Annotated in this window: 22 protein-coding genes and 1 pseudogene; 22 read left to right on the plus strand and 1 reads right to left on the minus strand. The window is 36.5% G+C overall.

The annotated features are described in order from the left end of the window. Positions 1 to 40 precede the first annotated feature (40 nt). From dxs to ACMZ42_RS17135, 18 genes and pseudogenes are all read left to right on the plus strand, one after another. Positions 41 to 1,942 (plus strand): 1-deoxy-D-xylulose-5-phosphate synthase, encoded by a 1,902-nt coding sequence (gene dxs, locus ACMZ42_RS17050; protein WP_402874100.1) that lies wholly within the window; start codon positions 41 to 43, stop codon positions 1,940 to 1,942. Beyond that, positions 1,942 to 2,760, plus strand: a complete 819-nt coding sequence (locus ACMZ42_RS17055) for a TlyA family RNA methyltransferase (RefSeq protein WP_370079879.1) — start codon at positions 1,942 to 1,944, stop codon at positions 2,758 to 2,760. The genes dxs and ACMZ42_RS17055 overlap by 1 nt, the downstream gene beginning before the upstream one ends. Positions 2,761 to 2,860: 100 nt before the next feature. After that, entirely contained in the window at positions 2,861 to 3,310 is a 450-nt protein-coding gene (ahrC, locus tag ACMZ42_RS17060; protein WP_079561797.1) for a transcriptional regulator AhrC/ArgR, read from the plus strand. 35 nt (positions 3,311 to 3,345) lie between these two features. Beyond that, positions 3,346 to 5,037 carry a DNA repair protein RecN gene (gene recN, locus ACMZ42_RS17065; protein ID WP_370079881.1) on the plus strand — a complete coding sequence of 564 codons (1,692 nt, stop codon included), beginning with the start codon at positions 3,346 to 3,348 and terminating at the stop codon, positions 5,035 to 5,037. Positions 5,038 to 5,158: 121 nt separating this feature from the next. Continuing rightward, on the plus strand, positions 5,159 to 6,106 hold the full coding sequence (locus tag ACMZ42_RS17070; RefSeq protein WP_370079883.1) for a SpoIVB peptidase S55 domain-containing protein: 948 nt from the start codon (positions 5,159 to 5,161) through the stop codon (positions 6,104 to 6,106). Between the two features lie 339 nt (positions 6,107 to 6,445). Beyond that, complete coding sequence (spo0A, locus tag ACMZ42_RS17075) at positions 6,446 to 7,237, plus strand: sporulation transcription factor Spo0A (protein ID WP_370079885.1); 792 nt, start codon at positions 6,446 to 6,448, stop codon at positions 7,235 to 7,237. A gap of 728 nt (positions 7,238 to 7,965) precedes the next feature. Further along, positions 7,966 to 8,730: a response regulator transcription factor gene (locus tag ACMZ42_RS17080; protein ID WP_415732132.1), complete on the plus strand. Its 765-nt coding sequence runs from the start codon at positions 7,966 to 7,968 to the stop codon at positions 8,728 to 8,730. Between the two features lie 3 nt (positions 8,731 to 8,733). Then, positions 8,734 to 10,152, plus strand: coding sequence for a sensor histidine kinase (locus tag ACMZ42_RS17085; protein WP_415732134.1), 1,419 nt, complete (start codon positions 8,734 to 8,736; stop codon positions 10,150 to 10,152). A 210-nt stretch (positions 10,153 to 10,362) separates the two neighbouring features. Then, a complete protein-coding gene (locus ACMZ42_RS17090) occupies positions 10,363 to 11,115 on the plus strand; it encodes an ABC transporter ATP-binding protein (protein ID WP_370079891.1) in 753 nt (250 codons plus the stop codon). Continuing rightward, positions 11,112 to 13,631 (plus strand): FtsX-like permease family protein, encoded by a 2,520-nt coding sequence (locus ACMZ42_RS17095; RefSeq protein WP_415732135.1) that lies wholly within the window; start codon positions 11,112 to 11,114, stop codon positions 13,629 to 13,631. The genes ACMZ42_RS17090 and ACMZ42_RS17095 overlap by 4 nt, the downstream gene beginning before the upstream one ends. A gap of 249 nt (positions 13,632 to 13,880) precedes the next feature. Beyond that, a complete protein-coding gene (locus ACMZ42_RS17100; RefSeq protein ID WP_415732136.1) occupies positions 13,881 to 14,732 on the plus strand; it encodes a phosphotransferase enzyme family protein in 852 nt (283 codons plus the stop codon). A gap of 120 nt (positions 14,733 to 14,852) precedes the next feature. Then, positions 14,853 to 15,317 carry a hypothetical protein gene (locus ACMZ42_RS17105; RefSeq protein ID WP_415732137.1) on the plus strand — a complete coding sequence of 155 codons (465 nt, stop codon included), beginning with the start codon at positions 14,853 to 14,855 and terminating at the stop codon, positions 15,315 to 15,317. A gap of 349 nt (positions 15,318 to 15,666) precedes the next feature. After that, positions 15,667 to 16,005, plus strand: a pseudogene (locus tag ACMZ42_RS17110) (DnaA N-terminal domain-containing protein); the annotation flags it as partial. A 471-nt stretch (positions 16,006 to 16,476) separates the two neighbouring features. Beyond that, positions 16,477 to 16,860, plus strand: coding sequence for a PH domain-containing protein (locus ACMZ42_RS17115; RefSeq protein WP_415732138.1), 384 nt, complete (start codon positions 16,477 to 16,479; stop codon positions 16,858 to 16,860). A 350-nt stretch (positions 16,861 to 17,210) separates the two neighbouring features. After that, a complete protein-coding gene (locus ACMZ42_RS17120) occupies positions 17,211 to 17,405 on the plus strand; it encodes a hypothetical protein (protein ID WP_415732139.1) in 195 nt (64 codons plus the stop codon). 113 nt (positions 17,406 to 17,518) lie between these two features. Further along, positions 17,519 to 17,800 carry a hypothetical protein gene (locus tag ACMZ42_RS17125; protein ID WP_415732140.1) on the plus strand — a complete coding sequence of 94 codons (282 nt, stop codon included), beginning with the start codon at positions 17,519 to 17,521 and terminating at the stop codon, positions 17,798 to 17,800. 527 nt (positions 17,801 to 18,327) lie between these two features. After that, positions 18,328 to 19,899 carry a DUF342 domain-containing protein gene (locus ACMZ42_RS17130; protein ID WP_415732141.1) on the plus strand — a complete coding sequence of 524 codons (1,572 nt, stop codon included), beginning with the start codon at positions 18,328 to 18,330 and terminating at the stop codon, positions 19,897 to 19,899. Beyond that, positions 19,892 to 20,617 carry a glycerophosphodiester phosphodiesterase gene (locus ACMZ42_RS17135; protein ID WP_415732142.1) on the plus strand — a complete coding sequence of 242 codons (726 nt, stop codon included), beginning with the start codon at positions 19,892 to 19,894 and terminating at the stop codon, positions 20,615 to 20,617. The genes ACMZ42_RS17130 and ACMZ42_RS17135 overlap by 8 nt, the downstream gene beginning before the upstream one ends. 68 nt (positions 20,618 to 20,685) lie before the next feature. On the opposite strand, the gene ACMZ42_RS17140 is transcribed toward ACMZ42_RS17135, so the two are convergent. Beyond that, entirely contained in the window at positions 20,686 to 20,922 is a 237-nt protein-coding gene (locus ACMZ42_RS17140; RefSeq protein ID WP_132356638.1) for a DUF2627 domain-containing protein, read from the minus strand. 301 nt (positions 20,923 to 21,223) lie between these two features. Here ACMZ42_RS17140 and ACMZ42_RS17145 point away from each other — a divergent pair, with 301 nt between their 5' ends. The 4 genes from ACMZ42_RS17145 (at position 21,224) to ACMZ42_RS17160 (ending at position 25,959) form a co-directional block, all read left to right on the plus strand. Continuing rightward, on the plus strand, positions 21,224 to 22,318 hold the full coding sequence (locus ACMZ42_RS17145) for a Leu/Phe/Val dehydrogenase (protein WP_370081748.1): 1,095 nt from the start codon (positions 21,224 to 21,226) through the stop codon (positions 22,316 to 22,318). A gap of 167 nt (positions 22,319 to 22,485) precedes the next feature. Next, positions 22,486 to 23,913, plus strand: coding sequence for a dihydrolipoyl dehydrogenase (lpdA, locus tag ACMZ42_RS17150; RefSeq protein WP_415732143.1), 1,428 nt, complete (start codon positions 22,486 to 22,488; stop codon positions 23,911 to 23,913). 46 nt (positions 23,914 to 23,959) lie between these two features. Continuing rightward, the gene (locus tag ACMZ42_RS17155) at positions 23,960 to 24,976 is read left to right on the plus strand and encodes a thiamine pyrophosphate-dependent dehydrogenase E1 component subunit alpha (RefSeq protein WP_370081636.1); all 1,017 of its coding nucleotides are present in this window, start codon (positions 23,960 to 23,962) and stop codon (positions 24,974 to 24,976) included. Then, positions 24,976 to 25,959 carry an alpha-ketoacid dehydrogenase subunit beta gene (locus tag ACMZ42_RS17160; RefSeq protein WP_142507157.1) on the plus strand — a complete coding sequence of 328 codons (984 nt, stop codon included), beginning with the start codon at positions 24,976 to 24,978 and terminating at the stop codon, positions 25,957 to 25,959. The genes ACMZ42_RS17155 and ACMZ42_RS17160 overlap by 1 nt, the downstream gene beginning before the upstream one ends. Positions 25,960 to 26,034 lie beyond the last annotated feature (75 nt).

Consider the following 26,034-nt stretch of genomic DNA (forward strand, 5'->3'; position numbering starts at 1 on the left):
GATTACGGTGAATAATTTATTGAAAAGGTGTGTGAGAAAGGTGGATTTAAATAAGATAACTAGTCCAGCCTTTTTAAAAAGCTTAGATAAGAAGGGTCTTGAGCGACTTGCAGAAGAAATTCGTACCTTCTTAATCGAAAAATGTTCTGTCACGGGTGGTCATATTGGACCGAACCTAGGTGTTGTGGAGCTAACGATTATGCTCCATAAAATGTTTGACAGTCCAAAAGATAAGTTTTTATGGGATGTTGGCCACCAAGCTTACGTGCATAAAATTTTGACAGGTCGTGCAAATCAATTTGATACATTACGTCAGTTCAATGGGCTTTGTGGTTTTCCGAAGCGTGTGGAGAGTGAACATGATGAGTGGGAGACAGGTCATAGCTCGACATCTTTGTCAGGAGCTATGGGTATGGCAGCAGCACGAGATATCAAAAAAGATAAGAATTTCGTGATACCAATTATTGGAGATGGAGCTTTAACTGGTGGTATGGCTCTTGAGGCATTAAACCATATCGGCCATGCTAAAACAAATATGATTGTCATTTTAAACGATAATGAAATGTCAATCGCTCCAAACGTCGGAGCGTTACACAATGTACTAGGACGTCTTCGTACAGCCAAAGAATATTCAAAAGCCAAAGAAGAATTGGAATCGCTCATTAATAAAATTCCAGTGCTAGGTGGTAAGCTTGCTACAACGGCTGAGCGCGTAAAGGATAGCTTAAAATATTTAGTAGTATCAGGTGTGTTCTTTGAGGAGCTTGGCTTTAAATATCTTGGTCCGATTGATGGACATGATTTTGATGCTCTTGAGACAACTTTATCACAAGCTAAAAAAGTAAAAGGCCCAGTGCTCGTTCATGTCATTACGAAAAAAGGCAAAGGTTATAAACCTGCTGAAGATGATACAATTGGTAATTGGCATGGGACAGGACCTTATAAAATTGAAAACGGTGCCTTTGTAAAGTCTGAGACGAAAGGTCCAGCTTGGAGTAGCTTGATTGCTGAGACAGTCCGCAAAATTTCTCATGAGGATAAACGCGTTGTCACTATTACTCCTGCAATGCCAGTGGGTTCAAAATTACAAGGGATCCAAAAAGATTTCCCAGAACGTTTCTTTGATGTAGGGATTGCTGAACAACATGCAGCAACGATGGCGGCAGGTTTAGCGACACAAAACATGAAGCCGTTTTTAGCCATTTACTCAACATTCCTTCAACGTGCCTATGACCAAGTGCTACATGATATTGCACGTCCAAATCTAAATGTCTTTCTAGGGATTGACCGTGCAGGCTTAGTTGGCGCAGACGGTGAAACACATCAAGGCGTATTTGATATTGCATTCCTTCGTCATATACCAAATATGACAATTATGATGCCAAAAGATGAAAATGAAGGTCAGCATATGGTGAAAACAGCCATAGACTATGATGGCGGTCCAATTGCATTACGTTATCCTCGAGGTAATGGTATAGGTGTTCCGTTGGATGATGAGCTTATGACGTTACCAATTGGTAGCTGGGAAGTATTACGTGAAGGTAAGGATGCAACGATTTTAACCTTTGGTACGACCATTCCAATGGCAATGGAAGCAGCCAATATTTTAGCGCAGCAAGGTGTAGAGATAGAGGTAGTCAATGCCCGTTTCATTAAACCGATGGATGAGGATATGCTTCACCGTATATTAACAAGCCGTAAGCCAATATTGACGATTGAAGAGGCAGTCCTAAAAGGTGGTTTTGGTAGTGGTGTATTAGAATTTGCCCATGACCATGGCTATTTAAGTGCAATAATCGATCGTATGGGAATCCCTGATCATTTTATTGAGCATGGTAATGTAGATCAGCTTCTCGCTGAAATTCATATGACGGCTGAGGATACAGTGGCACGTTTGCATGTGTTACTTCAACAAAAACAGCAAGTAGGTTTGAATAAATAATGACAAAACAACCAAAAGAACGTGTAGACATTTTACTTGTAGAGCGTGGACTATGCGAAACGCGAGAAAAAGCAAAGCGCTCTATTATGGCAGGGCTTGTTTTTTCTAATGAAACTCGCATCGATAAGGCGGGGGAAAAAATTGCTATAGATGCACCACTACAAGTAAAAGGCTCTGATTTAAAATATGTTAGTCGTGGCGGCTTGAAACTTGAAAAAGCGCTACAAATTTTTGATATGTCTGTAGAGGGGAAGCTAATGCTTGATATTGGCTCCTCTACAGGAGGTTTTACAGATTGCGCATTACAGAATGGTGCAAGACATTGCTATGCATTAGATGTTGGTTCTAACCAACTAGCATGGAAAATCCGTTCTGATGAACGTGTAACTGTAATGGAAAAAACAAATTTCCGTTATACGACAGCGGCAGATTTAACAGAGGGCTTACCAGAATTTGCAACAATTGACGTTAGCTTTATTTCATTATCGCTTATTTTACCTGTCTTAAAAACAGTGTTAATGCCAGGTGGCGATGTAATGGCACTAGTGAAGCCTCAGTTTGAAGCTGGGAAAGAGAATGTCGGTAAAAAAGGCATTGTTCGTGATAAAAAAGTACATTTAGAAGTTTTAGAAAAAACTGCTGCAATGGCGACAGAGGTTGGCTTTGTCGTTAAGGATGCTTCGTTTTCGCCAATTACAGGAGGCGAAGGAAATATTGAATTTTTATTCCATTTAGTGAATCCTGTAGGTAATGAAGAAATTCCTGCATATACAGCTTTTAATGCACTCGTTGAAGAAGCGCATAGTGCACTAAAATAACACGTGCTCTCTTATAGAGCCGTGTTTTTTCTTGTGCTTTTATGTTTAAAATGGTAGTGTAAATATACAAATATTCAACTATTTATAAGAGGTGACCGACATGAATAAAGGACAGAGGCATATACGAATTCGGGATATTATTGCCAATCATGAAATTGAAACACAAGATGATTTAGTCGATTTTTTAAAGGATGCAGGCTATAATGTGACACAAGCAACAGTATCACGTGATATTAAAGAGCTTCATCTTGTGAAAGTACCTTTACAGGATGGACGCTATAAATATAGCTTGCCCGCAGACCAACGTTTCAATCCTATACAAAAATTACATCGTGCATTAGCTGATGCTTTTGTCAGCATTGATGGTGCATCACACTTTTTAGTAATGAAGGCTCTTCCTGGTAATGCCAATGCTATTGCATCACTACTTGACCATTTAGATTGGCCTGAAATTTTAGGTACTATTTCTGGAGACGATACTATTTTAATTATTTGTCGTAACGAAGATGAGCGTGAAAATACAAAAAATCGCTTATTAGAAATGCTATAAAATAGCAGGGTAATTTGATACAGAGGTGACAATTTGTGTTAAGAGAGCTTAGTATTCGAAACTTTGCCATCATTGAGGATTTAACAGTTAGTTTTTTAGATGGTTTAACAGTTTTAACAGGTGAAACGGGTGCAGGAAAATCAATTATTATCGATGCCGTGCATTTACTTGCTGGCGGCCGAGGGAATTCCGAATTTATTCGTCATGGAGCTAAAAAGGCTGAATTAGGTGGTTTATTTCAAATTTCAAGTTCTGGGCATCCTGTTTATAAGAAACTTGAAGAGGCGGGCATAGAAATAGAAGAAGATACCATTATTCTACGCCGTGATTTAAATGATTCTGGAAAAAGTGTTTGTCGAGTAAACGGTAAACTTGTGCCATTATCTGTACTACGTGATATTGGGGCTAGTCTTATCGATATTCATGGTCAGCATGAAAATCAAGAGCTTATGGATGAGAAACAGCATATCTATTTACTTGATCATTTTGCTGAGGAACAACTAACACCTATTCAAGATTTGTACAGTTCTCAATACGATGAATATCGTTCACTTAAAAAAGAATTAGCTTCGATTTCGATTGACGAACAGTTAATGGCGCAACGTATTGATTTGTACCAATTCCAAATGAAAGAGCTAGAGGATGCCAATTTAAAACTTGGCGAGGAAGATGAGTTGCTGGATGAACGTCGCCGTTTAATGAATTTCAATAAGATTTTCGAACGCTCGAGTGCCGCATATGAAGCTATTCAAGGTGATTCAAAAGGCCTTGACTGGATTGGCAATGCAATGGGTGCATTAGAAGATGCTGCGACAGTTGACGAGCAATTTAAAGAAGCATCAGAATCTGTCACGACTGCATTTTATGCATTACAGGATGCTGCTTACCAGGTCAAAAATGTATTGGATGAATTAGAATTTGATCCAGCTCGATTAAATGAAGTTGAGCAACGTTTAGCCTTAATACAAAATTTGAAGCGCAAATATGGTTCAACAGTTGAAGAAATTTTAGCGTATTACGATAAAATTAAAACAGAGTTAAATGAGCTTTTAAATCGAGACGAAATTTTACAAGTAAAAGAACGAAAAGTATTGGAAATGGAAGCAGTATTAACTGAACTTGCTGCAGAACTTTCTACTGTTCGAAAGGACGCTGCACATAATTTAAGTGAAGCTATTATGGCCGAACTACGTGAATTACATATGGAAAAAGCAAAATTCATTGTTAATTTTGATGAATTGCCTTACTTTGATGCAAATGGTAAAGACCAAGTAATTTTTTATATTTCTACGAATGTCGGTGAGCCGCCAAAATCTTTACCGAAAATTGCTTCTGGTGGAGAATTATCGCGTATGATGCTTGCGTTAAAGACGATTTTCTCCTCCTCTAATGGCATAACATCTATTATTTTTGATGAGGTAGATACAGGTGTAAGTGGTCGTGTAGCACAAGCAATTGCAGAAAAAATTGCTGCAATATCCGTTAATTCTCAAGTTTTATGTATTTCGCATTTACCGCAAGTGGCTGCGATGGCTGATCATCATTATTTTATTAAAAAAGAAGTCGAGCATGATCGAACATTTACGTCATTACTGGAAATAGATACGAATGCTCGTATTGAAGAAATCAGTCGCATGATGTCTGGAGCGGAAATTACAGATTTAACTTTGCAGCATGCAACAGAGCTCTTAAACATGGCTAATGCACGAAAAAAACAAATGAGATAGCAAAAGAATCCAGAAACAGCTCGTTGTTTCTGGGTTTTTTCTTTTTGCGCAAATATTTACCGCTTATAAGAACGCCACAAAAACACATAGTAAAAAGACAAAAATAAAAAGGAGGTGTCGTATGTATCGTCGTTGGCGTCAATTTGTCATTTTGCCTATGCTCATCGTTTTATTATTCATGCCCGTAAAGGCTTTTGCCGCAAAAAAGCTTATTCCGATGGGCGAAGCAATTGGTATTCAACTTCAGCTATCACATGTATTTGTAGCACATGATGTACTGTTAGCTTCCAATCAGTGGATGAAAGGAGGCGCTGTAATTGAAAAAATAAATGATATTACAGTAAAAACGCTTGTAGATGCCAAAAAAGCTGTTGCTCGGCAAGGACAACAGAAATGGACGATAAAAAGTGAAGGAAAAGAAATGACACTTGATTTACAGGAGCAAGAAGCAGAACATGTTATTTCCTTTCTAAAAGATGAAACAGATGGAGTAGGAACATTGACATACATTGATCCAGAGACAAAAAATTACGGTGCATTAGGCCACCAAATCGTTGATTCAACGTTACAAGAAGCCCCTATTTTTCATGCTGGCTCCATTTTTTTAGCTTCGATTCAACAAATTCGTAAAAGCATACCCGGTCAACCTGGCTATAAAATATCCTCCATTGAAAAACATCATAATCGATTAGGGAGTATAGATAAAAATACAGTTTATGGAATTTTTGGCCGTTGGGAAGACGGTTATCAACAAAGTTTGCCTAAAGCAATTGAAATTATGCATGAAAAGGATATAAAAACAGGGAAGGCTGAAATCTATACTGCGATTGAGGGCAGTAAGGTGGAAACTTTTTCAATTGAAATTACCAAGGTTGAAAATGAACGCCTTGAATTCATAGTAACTGACAAAAAGCTCATTGAAAAAACCGGTGGTATTTTGCAGGGGATGAGTGGCAGTCCTATCATTCAAGACGGTCGTTTTGTAGGTGCGGTTACACATATGTTTGTGGAGGAGCCAAAAAAGGGAGCAGCGCTTACAGTAGCAGAAATGTTAAAAAAATCATCTTAAAAGAAGGAGCTGCCAAAAAGGTAGCTCCATTCTTCATGAAAATATCTTGTTCATCAAGTATTTCGTTTATTTATGAAGCGATTTGCGATACTAAAAAAAAACTGTAGTTTTATCTCCGTTTTTTCTCTAAAATAAATGATATAAGCATTCGAAGCTTTGCAGGTATTTATCATAACTTGTCGATATAAAAAGAAAGTATCGGACTACATACTCATTTTTGGAAATTGAAAAGGTTTTTAAAACGAAAATGTCGAAAATTCCAAAGTGTGCAAAAATTGCATTAGGGGATAGGTGACGCTTTGGGGTATTTCAAAGCACAGTTCAAAAGGAGGAATTTAAATGACAAAGGTTAAAGTAGCGATTGCAGATGATAATCGTGAGTTATTAAAAACGATGGAGCAGTATTTTCAAGGGCATCCTGAAATTGAAATAATTGCAACTGCTTCAAACGGGAAAGTTTGTTTACAAATGCTAGAAGAATTCGCACCAGATATTTTGCTTCTAGATATAATCATGCCGCATCTTGATGGGTTAGCTGTTTTAGAGTCGATGTATCAAAATGAACGAATGTCATCAATTCAAGTTATAATGTTAACTGCTTTTGGCCAAGAAGATGTGATGAAACAAGCTGTAGACTTAGGTGCATCCTATTTCATGCTAAAGCCATTTGAATTTGATCAATTGGTTCAAAAGATCTTACATTGTGCTGGGCAGAAGGCTACACTCCCTAAAAAGACAAGTGTTTTACAACCAGCTGCACCTCAAAAATTAAATCAACATCAATTAGATAGCACGATTACAGCCATTATTAAAGAAATCGGCGTTCCAGCTCATATTAAAGGTTACTCTTATTTGCGAGAAGCTATCCAGATGGTGTTCGAAGATATCGAGTTATTGGGCTCTGTGACGAAAATTTTATATCCAGAAATTGCTAAAAAATTCAATACAACGCCATCACGAGTTGAACGTGCGATTCGTCATGCCATTGAAGTCGCGTGGAACCGTGGCAATTATGAATCAATTTCGTCGATGTTTGGTTATACGGTGCATCATTTAAAATCGAAACCGACAAATAGCGAATTCATCGCCATGATCGCAGACAAGATTCGCATCGATATGATGGCGAGTTAAGGTTAGAGCCACAAAAGATTACAGGACTTATTTAGAGAGAATTCATTGAATTTATACCGACTAATTACTGAGATCATAATAATTGAATTAAACTATGAAACACATTCATTTATGGGAATTCCCATTCATGGAGGTGTTTTTTTTTATGAATAATTTCGATAATGAAATAGACCGTTTTATGTTGGATTGTGTGGCAAAGGGACTAGACGAATGCAAAGGTCTAGTTTCTTATTTGTCTTTTTTAGTCAGCATGAGCTAGCTATTGGTGGATACCTAGTAATACCAATTGCAACTAAACTTGACAGGTTATGACGTTTCTACCACATACAAACGTCTAGGATATCGCTAGAAGCCTCCTTGTTGGCTTTGGTAACTGAATGGTGCTGCCGAACATAAAGGGCAGGAAAGGAAGGTCTGAGTGGCTATGGCTACGCAGGATATACAATACATTTTCGTTGTTGCCGTGTTCTACATAATTTGTGAACATGTTACGAGAGCGTGTAGCAGACGATAAGACGTTTCGAGGGCAGAAGTATCATTTAAAAAATCAAGACTTTTAACATTTTATAAATAAACTTTTCTTGAAATAGAACAATCTAGTACTATAAAAGTAATAGATCTTTTTGGAACAGCTTGTACTTTCTATGACATAATTTCTTTCAAATAAATAGAAGTGGTTTGTTTGAATTGTAAAGCATGCTCTTTAATGGATTATATAGTAGAATAGTATGAAGATAGTTAAAAATGGTAAAATAAGCTATAGAAATTTAATTAAAGAGGTGGTTAAATTGCCTTTTAGAAATATTTTAATTGTTGATGACCATATAGAAATTATTCAATTAATGACTGATTTTCTAGAAATGGAAAATTACGAAGTTTATGGTGCTAAAAATGCTGAAGAGGCAGAAACACTGTTACGTCAAATGACAATAGATTGTATTATTTTAGACATTATGCTGCCTGGAACTGATGGCTTTACCCTTTGCAAGAGAATTCGAAAAGATTCAGAGGTTCCTATTTTATTTTTAAGTGCCAATCATCAAACCGATGCAGATAAAATTAGAGGTCTCATGCTTGGAGCTGATGATTATATTGTCAAAACGGCAAGTCCAAGTGAAATCGTGGCAAGGGTCAAGGCAGTTGAAAGAAGAATAGCTATACATTCTCGGAAAGCTATAGATGTGCAGAGGGTTTTATCTATCGATCAACTTGAATTAAACCTAGACACGAGGTCAGTGAGGGTAGGACAACAAGCAGTAGAGCTAACGACAATTGAGTTTGATTTATTATATTATTTTATGGAAAATGAGGGGATTGTGCTAACGTATGAGCAAATTATAGATAGAATATGGAATGACGATGTAACTGGGTTTCACAGTGTGCGAGTCCATGTTGCAAAATTAAGAGAAAAGCTAGCTCCTTTCGATACAGTTCCCGAGATAAAAACAATTAGATCCGTTGGTTACCAGTTGCATAAAGGAATGAGAGGATAAAAAATGCCAAAGATTAGTTTTAAGGCGTTTATTGCGTTGAGCCTTATCGCTATTGTTTTCACGCCAATCCTTTTAGCGAAAACTGCTTCACAACTAACGAATGTTTTTTCATCCAAAGAGAGTCAAAGATTCGATTTGGACTCATGGGTGCAGAATAATATAGTGAATACTGATAAGACACAGTTTGATAAGGAAGAATGGAAAAGTCAATTAAGAAAGAAAGCCGAAGAAGATAATCTTGATCTGCTCATTATTTTTGCAGATGATGAGTTGCTCTACACTGAAAGAATGAAGGAACCTGAAAATACTCTACTTCCTGAAGGTGATCAAGCCCTTTCAGAAAATCTCGATGAAAAATCTAATTTATATCTAGTTCAATCTTATTTATATACAGCTCATTATAATGTTTATTCAGCTGATAATTCGTTCATTGCAACGGTATATATTAGCCCTCCTCCGATACCTGCAGAAGAACAACTTAAAAGTACGAACTACGATTTTGTCTTTTACATTGGTGCATTTTCTTTAGTCTCGATACTCTATATATTATTTTTGCAAGTAAATTTAATGAAGCCATTGCGTGCTATTAATAAATCTTCACAGCTTATATCGAATGGAACATATAGCATAGATTTACCAAGTTCCAACATTAAAGAAATGAACTATACCACTCATGCCTTTATTGAAATGGCTAAAAATCTCAAATTGTCGAAAGAGAATAACGAAAGATTAGAAGATGAAAGAAAACTCTTTGTGTCTTCCATTGTTCATGATTTAAGGACGCCTATTTTTTCATTGCGAGGTTATTTGGAAGGATTAATAAAGGGACTTTTTAAAAACGAACAAAAGAAAACGCAATATTTAGAAATGAGCATGAAACAAGCAAATCATCTGAATGAATTGGTCACGTCTTTGGCTAATTATTCAAATATTGAAGGACAAATTAAACTCGAAGAAATAACAGTATTTCAAGTTAATGATCTACTACACGATTTAAAGCAGATGTTGTTTTTTAAACTTTCAGAGAAAAAACTTACGCTAGAAGTAATTAATCGAACGAGTCTCCCCATTACTGGTGATTATCTATTGCTAAAAAGAGGATTTGAAAATGTGCTTATCAATTGTATTCGCCATAGTCCACCGACAGAGAAAATAGAAATATTCATTAGAGAAAAGGATAGTTTTATAGAAACGATTATTTTAGATAATGGAAAGGGATTTGCAGAAAAGGATCTTGAGCACATATTTAAACCTTTATATAAAGGAGATGAAGAAAAGTTTAGCGATGGACAAAGAATGGGATTAGGTTTAACTATTGCACAAGTTATTATTCAGAAGCATAGTGGAACAATCCAAGCCGCAAATGATGTGGAAAAAGGGGCAAAGATTGTTATAAAGATTCCTAAAAATATCATTGAATAAAATAATCAGAAAACATAAAAAATGAAGGAAATCGCTTCCTTCGTTTTTTTTGATTGTTATTTTTTCAAAACAGTGAAAGTGAGTATAAAGTATACCTAGTTGTTGTATAGAAGGATGATATTTCTTGATAAAATCTTGATACTAATTATATAGAAAATTGATTTACCTTGGCTATAATTCTTACAAGAATAAGAAGGGGGAGATTAAAAAATGTCAGTTCTTAGCGTGAGAGGACTCTCTAAAATATATGGTCAAGGTCAAAGTCAAGTAAAGGCATTAAATCATATTGAATTAGAAATTGAAAAAGGCGAATTTGTCGCAATAATGGGGACAAGTGGTTCTGGAAAATCAACCCTTTTAAATATGATATCTGGGCTAGATACATATGATCAGGGAGAAGTTCTGATAAGTGGTGAAAATATAAAGGGGTATTCTGATCACGAATTGACTCGTTTACGCAGAGAAAAGATAGGGTTTATTTTTCAATTATTTAATTTAATTCCTGTATTGTCCGTTATAGAGAATGTTACCCTCCCAGCAATGCTAACTGTAAAGAATAAGAAAGAATTAGAAGAAAAAGCGATTGACTTGTTGCATTTGGTTGGTTTAGGTTCTTTTATACAATCTAAACCTAATCTATTATCTGGCGGTCAACAACAAAGAGTAGCGATAGTGAGAGCACTTATAAATGACCCGGAATTAATTCTAGCAGATGAACCTACTGGTAGCCTTGATTCAAAAACCTCTAAAGCTATGATGAGTATTCTACGTAACTTCTGTGAGGAACTGGGACATACGTTAATTGTAGTAACACATGATGCAAATGTAGCTGCTTATGCTGATAGAGTTATTTTCATGCATGACGGTAAAATCTGCGATACGCTAAATTTAAAAAACTCAAGCTTGAAGGATCATGAAGTAGTTAGGATTATTGCATCTAAGATTGAGGAACTAAGCTTATGAGATTATTTATTAAAGCAGCTATTAATTCAATATTCAACCATAAGGCCAGAAACGCATTCTTAGTTTTAGGTATTTCTCTAGGTGTTGCTCTAATTGTAATTGTGCAAATATTATTAGCTAGTTTACAAGAATCAAATGAACAGACAATCAAAGATTTGCATGGCGATTTTGACATAGTAGTTGGTTATCAAGATAGTCATAAGTCACTTACTAAATTAGAGATTGATACGATAGAGACGATAGAAGGAGTGGAGAAAATAAGTCCCTTCCTATACCCATACTTAAACAAAGAAGTAGAGTATGATATGTGGGGCGAACCAACTTACATTGGTTTTAACAATGATGAGTTGGCTTATGAATATCCGTTTGTATCAATAAAATCTGGTAATTTCCCTAAAGCACAAGAAGCTTTAATTTCTCCCACATACGCTAAATTGAATAATTTGCAAATTGGCTCGATGATAGAAATGAATTTTCCACCACAAGGGAAAAGAGATGTTACGGTATCGGGAATTACTGAAGAGCATGAAGCCTTATCGAATATGGTCATTCTCGACTTTCATTGGCTTCAAGAAGTTACTTTAAACGATGGAATAACAACCGCATTGATTATTAAGTTAGATGATATTGAAAAGAAATCGGATGTTGTTCAAGAATTGAGAGAGCTTAACCAGGGTTTTTTTATTGATAATCGATTAGAGATTGATAATGAACGTAATAATATTGGCGGGCTTGGACCATTTGTAAAGGGGCTTAATATTGCCATTTACCTTATAAGTGCATTGATACTTATTAGCACAATGAGAATGTCCATTCAGGAAAAACAAAAGGAACTTGCAACGCTACGCCTATTAGGTTTTGGGAAAAAACACATTATGTTTTTAGTTTTAATTGAAACGATGATGGTAGGATTAGTTTCTGTAGCAGTGGGAATCCTTGTTGGTATTCTAGTCCCTTTTCTTACACTTGATGTGTTTTTAAGACTAATGAATATTCCAAATGCCGGTATTGTATTACCATACCACGATATATTATTTAGTTTGGGGATTTTTACAGTAATCATTTTTTTATCTTCAATCATTCCTGGCTATATAGCAAGTCTTTCTCCACCAATTGTTGTTTATAGAGGTGTGAAAAACATCCAAGGTATTACTAAAAGGTATTTCAGGATTAGTTTGTTGTATGCAGTATTCATAACTATATTATTTGCCCTTAATCAATGGCAGTGGCAATCGAGGTTTATATATGTTATTAACGCAGTTTCGTTTATAGCATTAATATTTATGACGATCCCTCTAATGTTTGTGATATTTGAGAAAGGAATAAGTCTGTTAGATCGAAAATTAAGGGTTAGAGCAGAAGGCTTATTAGCTACAAAAAATTTACTAAGACAATTAGGCAGAAATGTGCAAATCTCTACTATTTTCACTTTAGGGGTTATCATTTCTATTATAGGAATGGTGGTATTAACAAGTGTTAAAGTGAACACAACTGAAACAATCAAGGATACTTACCCAAATGACTTGAAATTAGTGTCTGTGGGATCAGAAATAGAAGAGGGGTTTCCATTTTCATTCTATGACCTTGTCAGTGAAAGCCCTAATATAGAGGCGCATTTTTACACAAATGTAAAGCTGTTTGATACGATGAATCTCCCTTCAAAACAAGGTGAAGTGATACTTGCTCTTAGTGGGACTGATTTACAATACAGCTTAGATAAAAATGAGGTTCAGATAAAGGACGGTATTCATCTAGAGGAAGATTTGAGTCCTAACGGCGTTATGATAACAGAGTCTACTTCAAAGAAATTAGGATATCATTTAGGCGATGTAATAGAAGCTGATATGTCTGAAAATGTGGATGAAGTGGATAAGAAAGAATTTATCGTCGAAGGTATTATAACCAATTCAGAGCACATGAGTGACGACTACAAAGTATTCACTACTAAAAAAAATATGGAAGATATGTTTCAGATTCATACTCTTCATAGTGTAGAGATGAATATTACATCAGATATAGACCAACAAGAAACAATGGAAGAAGTTCAATCACTGATCCAACAACCGCAGTATGCTAATACAATTTTATATAATAGAGCAGAAGAATTGAATGACTTAGAAGAACAATTGTTACAACGCTTTTTCATATTATTTCTAGCTGTAGGATTAATCATTTTGTTTACTATCATCGGGTTAATGAATAGTACAGCCAGTAGTATTAAGGAAAGAATCCAAGAATTAAGTATGCTACGTGTACTTGGTTATACAAAGAAACGGTTATTTTCGTTGCTATTGCTTGAAGGAGCTCTTTTAACGGGAACAGTTGGAATATTTGCAGTAGGGTTTTCGATGATTTCCACATCCTGTTTGCTTCAAAGTTTAAATGCTACTACATTTCCATCAATGCCTTTACTTCTGGGAGGTATAATTGTTCTTTCTCCATTAATAGGTATGGCGGCAGTTTTATTTCCTGCTCTGTGGGCAACGAGGCAAGACGTAATGAAGGGATTACGCTAGATAGGTTGTCTCATTAACAAGTAAGCAAATCTTGCTCACGTATTCTTAGAGAAAATAAATTGATCGATCGTAAAGAAGAGAAAACCTCTTTATATACGTTACAGAGAACTGTATCATAAGTAAGTAGTTAGTACGGTTTATAAAAAACGTATAGATAATGTGCATTTAAATGACCACGAACTACTGTTAAATCAGCTTTCGTGGCTTTTTGTATTCTAAACTTTTGTTTGCGAAGAAGAGTGATAAGTTATGGATTATTTTTTAGAAATAGTAAAGGAATTCGGTATACCTACAATTACAAATAAAACTCTATTGACTAATGGAAAAACAGCTTCAACCTATTTATTGCATACAAATACTTCGAAAAAATATATTTTGAAATCCGTTGATACGAAAGAGCAGGCTTACTTTGAATATAAACTTATACAACATATTAGAACAAAAAATAATAACATTGTGAGTGAGATTTTAACTTCAAAGTCGGATGAGCCATTTACTCAAATAGATAAGAATTTATTTCAAATACAGGTTTACGTACCTTCAGTAAATGAAAAAGCTCCTTTGCAAAAGATTTTAAATACTTATCAGATCTTACAAGAATATTTAAAGGATTTTCACTATGAACCAGCGCGTCATAATCGTTTCGCATTAGATAGGTTATGGATAGATACAAAAGAACTTTTACATGAAAACTTCCCAAAAATTTATGAGGAACTTTGCCCATCAATTGAAAAATTAAAGGTGTTGGATCATAATCAGACGAATTGGATTCACGGAGATTTAGGTGCATGGAATATTTTATTGACTGCTGAACGAAATGTTTGCTTCATCGATTTTAGTGAGGCACGGAAAGGACCTAGATATTTTGATTTAGTAGCAATTTTTGCGTCATATTTACCTCCGAGTTTAGAGGCATTTGATACATACACTCAAGTATTTTTAACAGAATATGAAGTTTCGGTTAATTTGAATGAATTCTATCAAACGTTAGAACTATGGTATATTAAAGGGATTTTAAGTTTATTGAAAGTCGATATTCAATCCACTAAAGAGCACATCCTTTATTTTTATAAAATTATTAAATATATTCGAACCTTATAGTAGTTTTTTGCCTGAGTTAAGAAAAAACCGCTTTTAAACATGTGGCGGGAACTATAGCAAACAGTTGTGATAATATCGAATAAAATTATCCAAAAGACTTATGATTAAGGATGATCCGATTTGAAGGAAATTGTAATTTGTAACAGTATTGGTTCTTATAGTGGAGCATTAACTCGCGGAAAAGAATATGTGGTCATAGAGGAGAATAAAGAAAAAGAACAGATAAGGATAGTTGACGATAACAACCGAACAAGATGGTATAAAAAATATTATTTTGTTCCACACGGGACTAGTGTTCCTGTTTTGGCTAAATGGAAATTTGATGATGAAATAATTGATTCAAGTGAAAAATCTTTAGAACATATTGAAGTGACTTTTACCTTTAGTGATGGTCAAAGGCGATGGTGTTCGATTTGCACTAAACAAGGCCTAAAGGATTATGTGGAACGGAATATGGATGGGAATGTTCTTCTTATAGAAAATCAAATTATTGTTAAGGATTTTTCGTACGAAATAGTAAATAGAGCTTTTTTCGATTTAGACCAGCAAAATGAATTATTAAATGCAAGTCTGTTATACAATTAAAGGGGAGCTTTAGTTAAATAAAGAGCCTAGACAAAGCTGATTCGGACGCAATTATGCCGAGGCATAATTGATGAGAAATAATATGGTATCATACATAAATTAAGGAGTAGTCAAAATGACAAACGAAACTGAAAAAACAATAATCGAAATGTTACAAGAATTGAAAGCCGAAATGGCTGAAATGAAGCAAGACATGAATCAACGCTTTGACAAAGTGGACAAACGTTTTGATAAGGTTGAAAAGAATTTTAATTTCTTAGCCGAAGAACTAGGAAAGCAAAAGACGGTTATTAACAGCCCAAAAATGTTTGAAGAACCTGCAAAGCAAAAAGCTGAAGTAGAAGGACAAATGCCAGATGAGATTCTTAATTTAAAGAGCGCAGTAAAGATTAGTAGCTTTGAAAATTTAGAAGAATTATGGAATATTATCCTGGCTCAAGTTGAACAAAAAATTTCTAAACCAAGCTTCGAAACGTGGTTTAAGTCTACAAAATTACTGTCTTACAATGGAAGTAGTTCAACTGTGGCGATTGCTGCACCAAATTCGTTTGCTCGAGATTGGCTTGAGAATCATTATAGTCATTTGATTACAGGTATAGTAGGGGCGCTTACAGGCGAAGATTTGCTTATTGAGTTTGTTGTTCAAAAAAACCGCGATTCAGACGATTTCGATCTGCCAGCGCGGATTAACTAAGCAAAAAGGCAGTGGGCACTGAAAAACTTAAGGATTACTAAAATTATAGTAACTAATTATGGTTTTCTCAATTCTATTAAGTGTCGAAAGTGTAGCATGGAATCGTGACAATTATGAATCAACATGAAGCGAGCTAATCGGTATATCGAAGCTGAGCTTTGTTCTAGCGGAGATTGACCTGTAAATCTAATTTAAATAACGTAGCGAAAATTATAACGCCTTTTTAGACAGTTTGCGCTGACTGTTTGAGAGGGCGTATTTTTATTGTCTTAAAATCGAAATTGAACGTATATGTTGGATTGTTCTGTAAAAATCTGAAAGTGCTTACTTTTTTAATTCACCTAACCTGAGTTTTATGCTAATGCACTCAGTTTTAAAGGTTAACTGCAGCAGATTTACATTGAATTTATGGAAAAATAATCACATATTTTAAATGGAGAACGGACATTTGAAGGGGGAGTTAAGATGGGCTTATTTGATGGGATAATAGGTAATGCAAGTGAAGTTAATCTAGAAAAATTACGGGAAGAAGTTAAAGATTTATTAACACCTCATGAAATAATTAAGCATGCCTATAAAATTATAAGAGACACTTTTATTTTTACGGATAAAAGACTTATCTTAATCGATAAACAAGGAGTAACTGGGAAGAAAACGCAATATCATTCAATTCCATATAAGAGTATTCTTCATTTTTCAGTTGAAACTGCGGGAACGTTTGATTTAGATGCAGAGTTGAAAATTTGGGTTTCAGGTAGTGAATTACCGATTCAGAAAAACTTTAATAAATCAACTAACATTTATAAAATTCAAAGTGTGTTAGCGGAATATGTATTAGGAAAGGCATAAAATTAATTTCTTTCAGCAAATGTTTTGTGTAACGTAAGTGAAACGGCAGTTACAATTGTTTTGTGTAACGAAAGCGAAGCGGCAGTTACAAATGTTTTGTGTAACGTAAGTGAAACGGCAGTTACAATTGTTTTGTGTAGCGAAAGCGAAGCGTCAGCAACAACACACGACTGAGTGATCAACATTTTGTTGCTGCCGCTACGTTAGCACTACGCTTTCGCGCAAAAAACATTTGCAGAGCACAAAGCCGATTCCATACCCAATTATGCCGAGGCATAATTGATCGGTCAAAAATACTGTTGATCGTTTATCTTTGCTTAAACGTATATAATTATATTGGGTGATAACATATGAAAAGCGTAAACTTACAGCTTGACGAAAATAATTCGTTAGAAATAACGCAGATAGAAGAAAATTTATTTGAGGTGCGACTTGGAATTAATGGAAGCATTAGTGTGTACTATATGACACGTGAACAACTCTTTAATTTTGATCAATTAGGCGCTCATATTCGCATTGAGGCTATTCTAGAGGATGATCTGTAAACATATTTCAACTCTATTCGAAACCTATATTAGTAGTTGATAAATGTTTTACAAGACATATTCACAGAAGTGAGCTTCAGGAAGCCCACTTCTTCAGAGGTGGGGGGAATGAAGTGCATTTTTCTTTAGCCAGTCAGTATAACCATGTGACGGATCGTTATGAAAAGAAAAAACTGCATCAACGTTGGAGTCAAATTGGAAGTCATCTCGTACAACGAGATTTATATAGTGCGTTTTTACTGATGAATAGTGATACAAATTTACAACAAACTAATCAAGATTTATGCAATAAAACATTTCCTACCTTTTTAGAGTTACACCATCAACATATAGAAGACTTGAAACAAGTAAAGAAAACATTCCCTTTTAGCATGGGTATCAAACAAATCAAGTGAGGGGTATTCCTCCGTAGGTAGAGCTACCCGCCTTCGTTAAAACTTATTGCCAACACAACATCGGTTGTGTAAATAAGAAAGTCTTATGGAACAGAAGATAAATCAAAGATGTTGTACACAGGACATGGCAACACCATCTGTGGAGAGCTTTGTAACGCTTCTCTCAAGTACATAAGAACCCCACTGCTTTAGCTGTGGGAGTAGTCAGTTAGTAATGAAGGCCTAATGTATGTTTGTGAAAATTATGACAGATACATTATGTATTATTTTAATTTATTAAAGATTTTGTGAATTTCCTGATTAATAACAGTGGGATTTGTCCGATTAATGAAGGTAGATTTTCGAATCTGAGTAAAAACATACCTTTCTATAGTATAAATCGACTAATTTTGATGTGAAAATTAAAAGAAAATATGAATGTATTGCTTACAAAGTATGGGTAAAATCTTTCTTGGTAGTGACAATTGTCTCTAAACAAATGTAAATAGATTGTATATACTTACAGTTAGAGGGAAGGAGGAGGTAACTTGATTCTAGTTCGTAATGATAAATTCGAAATAACCGAAGAAAATGGCAAGGTCTATATGCTTACTTACAGTGCTGGTTATCCATTAAAAGAATTTGATAGTATTTTACGTAGTCATCCCCGACTTAAATTATCAAATTTTTCAATATTAAAAAATGTCTTAGCAACAGAAAATACTAGCCCTGTTGAAATTGGACGCTGGCTTCCAAATGTTGAAGCAGAAATTGCACGAGATAAAATGTCTGCCTCAATATTTGTATACGAAACACACGATTATATACTAGAGAATAAAGAGAAATTAACTCAACAAATTCTGGAAACAATCGAGAACGAAGGAATTGATCATGGAATATTAGATTTTGATATTTCTAAAATTGATCCAGGAAAAGCATTTTTAATTGCACAAGGAACATCACCTGTAGCAGGAACAGATGCACAAATTACATACTTACCTAAACCGGAGAGAAAGCCAGTAATTCGCGAAGATGGGAAAGCTGATTATTATGACATGAACTTTATTTCTGAAATTTCAGAAGGTTCTTGGCTAGGTGAAAAAGTCCCTGCGACATTAGGTAAACCAGGAAAAAATGTACTAGGCGAAATTATGGCTGCTGTACCAGGTCGTGATTCTCCTATACGATACGATAAAAAATCAGCTTATGAAGTGGAAGAGGATGGGAAAACTGTCATCCGTTCTAAAATAGCTGGTGTATTAGATGATGTCAAAGGCATGATCGGTGTTAATAGACATTTGCCAATTAATGGGGACGTTGGCGTTGAAACAGGGAATCTCGAATTTAATGGCTCATTAAGCATTAAAGGAACAGTTACATCAGGCTATACAGTCATTGCTACTGGAGATATTTCCATCGAGGGTGCTGAAGGTGTAAGCGGTGCCAAACTTATTAAATCCATTGAAGGCGACGTTTATATTCGTGGAGGGATTTTTGGTTTAGGCTCAACTATTGTAGAAGCAGGCGGCAATATTTTCGTTAAGCATGTCAATGAAGCAAATCTAGTTGCAGCTGACAGCATTCATATAGGATTTTATTCATTAGGATCACAGCTCTCTGCGCATTCGATTTTTGTGGACGAACGAAAAGGGAAAATTATTGGGGGCCGTGCAGTAGCTAAGAATACAATAGTCACTGCCATCTCAGGAAATCGTTTAGAGCGTCGAACGGACTTAATCATTGAAAGCGTTAATAAACAGGAAAGATACTCTATTATGCAAGAGAGGGCTGCACAGCTTAAGTCGCTACAATCAGAAATCTCTGAGCACGAGGGAAAAATTAAAAGCATATTGCCTTTCCTTGATAAAATGTCTAAGGAACAGATAGCTACATTTGAGGAAACAAAACAAAGCTTAACAAAATTGAAAGCGGATGCAGTAGCAATCGATCGTGAGGTTAAGCTAATAATGGATGAAATGCGTCATGCTGGAAAAGAAGAAATTATTGTGACGAAGGAAGCTCATCCTGGTACCTATATTCAAATTGGCAAAAAATCATCCTTATTAAGTAAGATGACAAACGGTAAATTTCTTATTGAATTTGGTGAGTTAAATGTCTAGGGAATCGTTCATTCCTGTATTTGCACATCGTGGGGCTTCAGCGTATACACTTGAAAATACTTTGAAGGCTTTTGAAAAGGCTTTAGAGCTAGGAGCAGATGGGATCGAATTAGATATCCAGCTTTCAAAAGAAGGTATTCCGGTTGTGTATCATGATCCACAGCTGTCAAGATTGGTTGGCATCAATAAGCATGTGAACGAATGTACGATAGAGGAGCTAGTAAGCTTTAAACTTGGGAAGCCTTGGAGGCGATTATTTTCAACGAATAAAATCCCGACGTTTGACGTAGTTTTAGCTTGGGCAAATTCACAACAGCTACCCCTTAATATCGAATTAAAATCAACAATTCTAGATAATAAAAGCGCACTTATTCAAATGCTTCAAGGGCTTACTTTGCCAGTTGGCAGTCATTTTTCATCGTTTCACTATGAGCTTCTGGAGATTGTGAAACAATATAAGCCAGACTATGAAACAGCACTTATAGCAACAAAAAAATTAAAATGGGATTTGTTTAGTGATTACAAAGCTATTGACAGTGTTCATATGCATAAAAGGTATTATAAACCAAGATATTTAGAGGCCTGTGTAGCGAGTAATAAAGCATGTCGTTTTTATGCAATAGATGGGGATGAAACATTTTTATTGAATCCGCATCCTTCTGTAATTGGTTGGATTACTGATTTTCCTGATAAAGTAATTGCGAAACAGCAACGTTAATCATTCTGATGAATGAAGATAAAAATAGCTATCCAATAAGTCTTTTGGACTTAAAAGGATAGCTATTTTTATTTTTTTTGGAAGCGCGGAGCCACTTTTCCATTTTTTCGATCGCGGTGGAGTAAGAATCCTGCGAAAAAGCCAAAGCCTATAACAAAGAGAATAATGCCAACGACGAATTGTAGCCATAAAAATGGGAAAGGTGAGATGAGCTTACCAAATAATGTATCACGCATAAATTTAATGCCACCTGCAGCCATAAGACCTGGAATAAGCATTACAATAAATGCAGCTAAACGAGCCATGCATGTCCCCCCTTATTCCTAATTTTAATTGTACCTGTGGATATTGGAATGTCAAGGAAGCTATGTAACTGGAGTACCCAACAACTAGTAAAGACATACTAGATCAGTTGTAACTGAATGTTTAGAAAATTCTTAATTAAACAAGAAAGTGTAATAATAGTTGATAAATTGTGAAATTGTGAGTATTGTAAAAATAAATGGAGCATTATTATCCATTGTTAAACAATTTTTGAACATTTATTATACTGAATTGGAATGGGCATTTGGGGATGCACTTTCTAAAGCAAAGGGGCGAGTTTTCATGGAAATCTTCAAGTATATGGAAAAGTATGATTATGAACAATTGGTATTTTGCCAAGATGAAGCATCAGGGTTAAAAGCGATTATCGCTATCCATGACACAACACTTGGGCCAGCACTAGGCGGGGCACGTATGTGGACATATGCATCAGAAGAAAATGCGATCGAGGATGCATTACGTTTAGCACGAGGGATGACCTATAAAAATGCTGCAGCTGGTTTAAACCTAGGCGGAGGAAAAACGGTCATTATCGGTGACCCATTTAAAGATAAAAATGAAGAAATGTTCCGTGCACTAGGACGTTTCATCCAAGGGCTTAATGGTCGCTATATTACGGCAGAAGACGTTGGTACAACAGTGACAGATATGGATTTAATGCATGAGGAAACAAATTATGTAACGGGAATATCTCCGGCTTTTGGTTCATCAGGAAACCCATCTCCAGTAACTGCTTACGGGGTATACCGTGGTATAAAAGCATCGGCAAAAGAAGCATTTGGATCTGATTCACTAGAGGGGCGTACTATTTCTGTACAAGGTCTGGGCAATGTAGCCTACAAGCTTTGCGAATATTTACATAATGAAGGTGCAAAACTTGTTGTTACAGATATTAATCAAGCGGCAATTGATCGAGTTGTGAATGATTTTGGTGCGACTGCTGTGGCACCAGAGGAAATCTATTCACAGGAAGTTGATATTTTCTCACCTTGTGCATTAGGAGCGATTTTAAATGATGAAACGATTCCGCAACTAAAAGCAAAGGTTGTCGCAGGTTCTGCTAATAACCAGCTACAAGATTCTCGCCATGGTGATTATTTACATGAATTAGGGATAGTGTACGCACCTGATTATGTGATTAATGCAGGTGGAGTAATAAATGTAGCTGATGAATTATACGGATATAACCGTGAGCGTGCGATGAAGCGTGTTGAAGGCATTTATGATAGTATCGAAAAAATCTTCGAGATTTCTAAACGTGATGGTATACCGACATATGTTGCAGCTAATCGTTTAGCAGAAGAACGTATCGCTCGAGTATCGAAGTCTCGTAGCCAATTCTTAAAAAATGAAAAAAATATTTTACACGGTCGTTAAGAACCGATTATTTGTTGAGAGAAGTCGCATTGTCGACTTCTTCTAACTTTATAGTAAATTAGTAGATTTAATAGTTTAAATGAATTTAAACGGCAAGGACAGATCACTTATCTTAGGTACCAAAGGGACAAGATGCTTTAGCATTTTTCTCATAAGGGGGAATCCATATGGCTCAAAATTATGATGTTGTCATTTTAGGCGGAGGTACAGGTGGCTATGTTGCAGCAATTCGAGCTGCACAGCTGGGCTTAAAAACAGCTATTGTTGAACGTGAGCGCCTAGGTGGAACATGCTTGCATAAAGGCTGTATACCGAGTAAGGCCTTACTTCGAAGTGCAGAAGTGTATCGTATGGCAAATAAAACAGCTGCTGAATATGGTGTTGATATTGAAGGCGTTACATTGCAATTCGACAAAGTGCAGGCGAGAAAGCAAACGATTGTTGAGCAATTGAGCCAAGGTGTGAATACACTGATGAAAAAGGGCAAAATAGACGTTTATCAGGGAACAGGGCGAATTTTAGGACCTTCTATTTTCTCACCAATGCCTGGCACTATTTCAGTTGAAATGAATAATGGCGATGAAAATGAAATGCTAGTTCCAACAAATGTGGTCATTGCCACTGGGTCAAAGCCAAGAGGAATGGCCGGACTAACGGTTGATGGTAAATATGTGATGAACTCTGATCATGCGTTGGAAATGGAAAATTTGCCAAAGTCATTGTTAATTGTCGGCGGAGGAGTTATTGGAATTGAATGGGCCTCAATGCTTTGTGATTTTGGGGTTTACGTAACGGTCATTGAATATGGGCCATCCATTTTACCAGCAGAGGATGCAGACATTGTAAAAGAAGTAACCAAGCAGCTTGAAAAAAGAGGTGTCCGCATTGTGACTAACGCCCGCTTAGATACGGGGACCTTTAAAATTGAAAATGATAACGTTTTCATTTCTGCAAAAGTCGATGATAAGGATGAATTATTTGAGGCTGATAAAGTATTGCTTTGTGTTGGACGTGAAGCAAATACACAAGGTATCGGATTAGAAAATACTGAAATAGAAGTTGAAAATGGGTTTATCAAAGTCAAGGATTCGTATCAAACGAAGGAATCACATATGTATGCCATAGGGGATGTTATCGGTGGCTTACAATTAGCTCATGTTGCTTCGCATGAAGGGGTATCTGCGATTGAGCATATTGCAACGGGTAAAACAGTGGCACTTGATGTTCTAAATGTACCAAAATGCGTTTATTCTTACCCTGAGGTTGCAAGTATTGGCTTAACAGAGAGTGCTGCTCGAGAGCAAGGTTATTCATTGAAGGTTGGTAAGTTTCCATTCAAGGCGATTGGAAAAGCGCTAGTTAATGGAGAGACAGATGGCTTTGTGAAAATGATTGCCGATGAAGAAACGAATGATATATTGGGTATTCATATGGTAGGACCACATGTGACAGATTTGATTGGAGAAGCATCGCTTGCTAAATTATTGGATGCAACGCCGTGGGAAATTAGTCAGGCCATTCATCCACATCCGTCACTAAATGAGGTACTAGCGGAATCAGCGTTAGCAGTGGATAATCGCGCCATTCATTTTTAATTTCTCTTTTGGTAGCGAAAGTGAAACGTCGGGAAGGGGTGTTCGTATGCAAGGTGTTCAAATTAAGCATGAGGATTTAGGTTTATCAAAAGAAGATGTACTTGCAATGTTCGAAACGATGTTAATGGCGAGAAGACTAGATGAACGTATGTGGTTATTAAACCGTTCTGGTAAAATTCCGTTTGTTATTTCTTGTCAGGGACAGGAGGCAGCACAAGTAGGGGCAGCCTTTGCTCTTGATCATAATAGAGATTATATTGCACCTTACTATCGAGATATGGGAGTTGTTTTACATTTTGGCATGACACCAAGAGAATTGATGTTATCCGCATTTGCTAAAGCAGAGGATCCAAACTCGGGTGGGCGTCAAATGCCAGGTCACTTCGGACATAAGAAAAATCGTATTCTAACAGGCTCTTCGCCAGTTACTACACAAGTTCCACATGCGGTGGGAGTTGCTCTAGCAGGTCGTCTACAAAAAGAAGATTTTATTACTTTTGTTACGCTTGGTGAAGGTTCTTCTAACCAAGGTGATTTCCATGAAGGTGCGAATTTCGCAGGCGTGCATAAGCTGCCAGTAATAATAATGGTAGAAAATAATCAATATGCAATTTCTGTGCCTGTAGAACGTCAATTAGGCTGTGCAAAAGTATCAGATCGCGGTATTGGCTATGGTATGCCAGGTGTTACGGTTGATGGAAAATGCCCGTTACAAGTTTATAAGGTTGTGAAAGAAGCAGCTGATCGCGCACGTAGTGGTGAAGGTCCAAGTTTAATAGAAACAGTGACTTATCGCTTAACGGCTCATTCTTCGGATGATGATGATCGTCAATATCGAACTGCCGAGGATATAGCAGAAGGAAAGGCAAAGGATCCAATTTTGTTGTTTGAAAAGTACCTTATGGATGCAGGAGTTATGACAGAAAAACTACGTGCTGAAATAGAAGAACGTGTCATGGCAGAGGTGAATGAAGCAACAGATTATGCAGAAGCTGCTCCGTATGCAACAGCAGAGCATGCTTTGAAATACGTGTATGCACCAGTGGACGGAGGTGATGTGTAATGGCAGTGATGTCTTATATTGATGCGATTACATTAGCGATGAAGGAAGAGATGGAACGTGATGAGCGTGTTTTCATTTTAGGAGAGGACGTTGGTCGCAAAGGCGGGGTTTTCAAAGCAACAGCAGGTCTTTACGAGCAATTTGGTGAACATCGTGTACTTGACACGCCACTTGCTGAGAGTGCAATTGCAGGTGTTGGTATTGGTGCTGCAATGTATGGGATGCGCCCGATTGCCGAGATGCAATTCGCTGATTTCATCATGCCTGCCGTTAATCAAATTGTTTCTGAAGCAGCAAAAATCCGCTATCGTTCAAATAATGACTGGTCTTGCCCAATGGTTATACGAGCACCATTTGGCGGCGGTATTCACGGAGCGCTCTATCATTCGCAGTCTGTAGAGGCACTTTTTGCAGGAACACCAGGATTAAAAATTGTTATACCATCAACACCGTATGATGCAAAAGGCTTGTTAAAAGCAGCGATCCGAGATGAGGATCCAGTACTGTTTTTTGAGCATAAGCGTGCATATCGACTCATTAAAGGTGAAGTCCCTGTCGACGATTATACATTGCCCATTGGTAAGGCAGATGTTAAGCGGGAAGGGGAAGACGTTACTGTCATTACGTATGGTTTAGCTGTCCATTTTGCATTACAAGCGGCAGAGCGCCTAGCAGCAGATGGTATTTCAGCGCATATTCTTGACCTACGCACGGTATATCCACTTGATAAAGAAGCGATCATTGAAGCGGCTAGTAAAACAGGTAAAGTTTTACTAGTTACCGAGGATAATAAAGAAGGTAGCATTATGAGTGAGGTTGCAGCAATTATTGCAGAGCATTGTTTATTTGAGCTCGATGCACCAATTCAGCGCCTTGCAGGACCAGATGTTCCAGCTATGCCGTATGCACCAACGATGGAAAAATATTTTATGATCAACCCTGATAAAGTAGAGCGTGCGATGCGAGAACTTGCAGCATTCTAATATAGAAGAGCTTAAAAGTTTATATCTCGGGCGGATCTACAAAATTTGACTGGAAGTAAAACGTTATCTACTCAT

It is taken from the genome of Lysinibacillus sp. NPDC056185, from assembly GCF_047737915.1.
Lineage (GTDB): Bacteria > Bacillota > Bacilli > Bacillales_A > Planococcaceae > Lysinibacillus.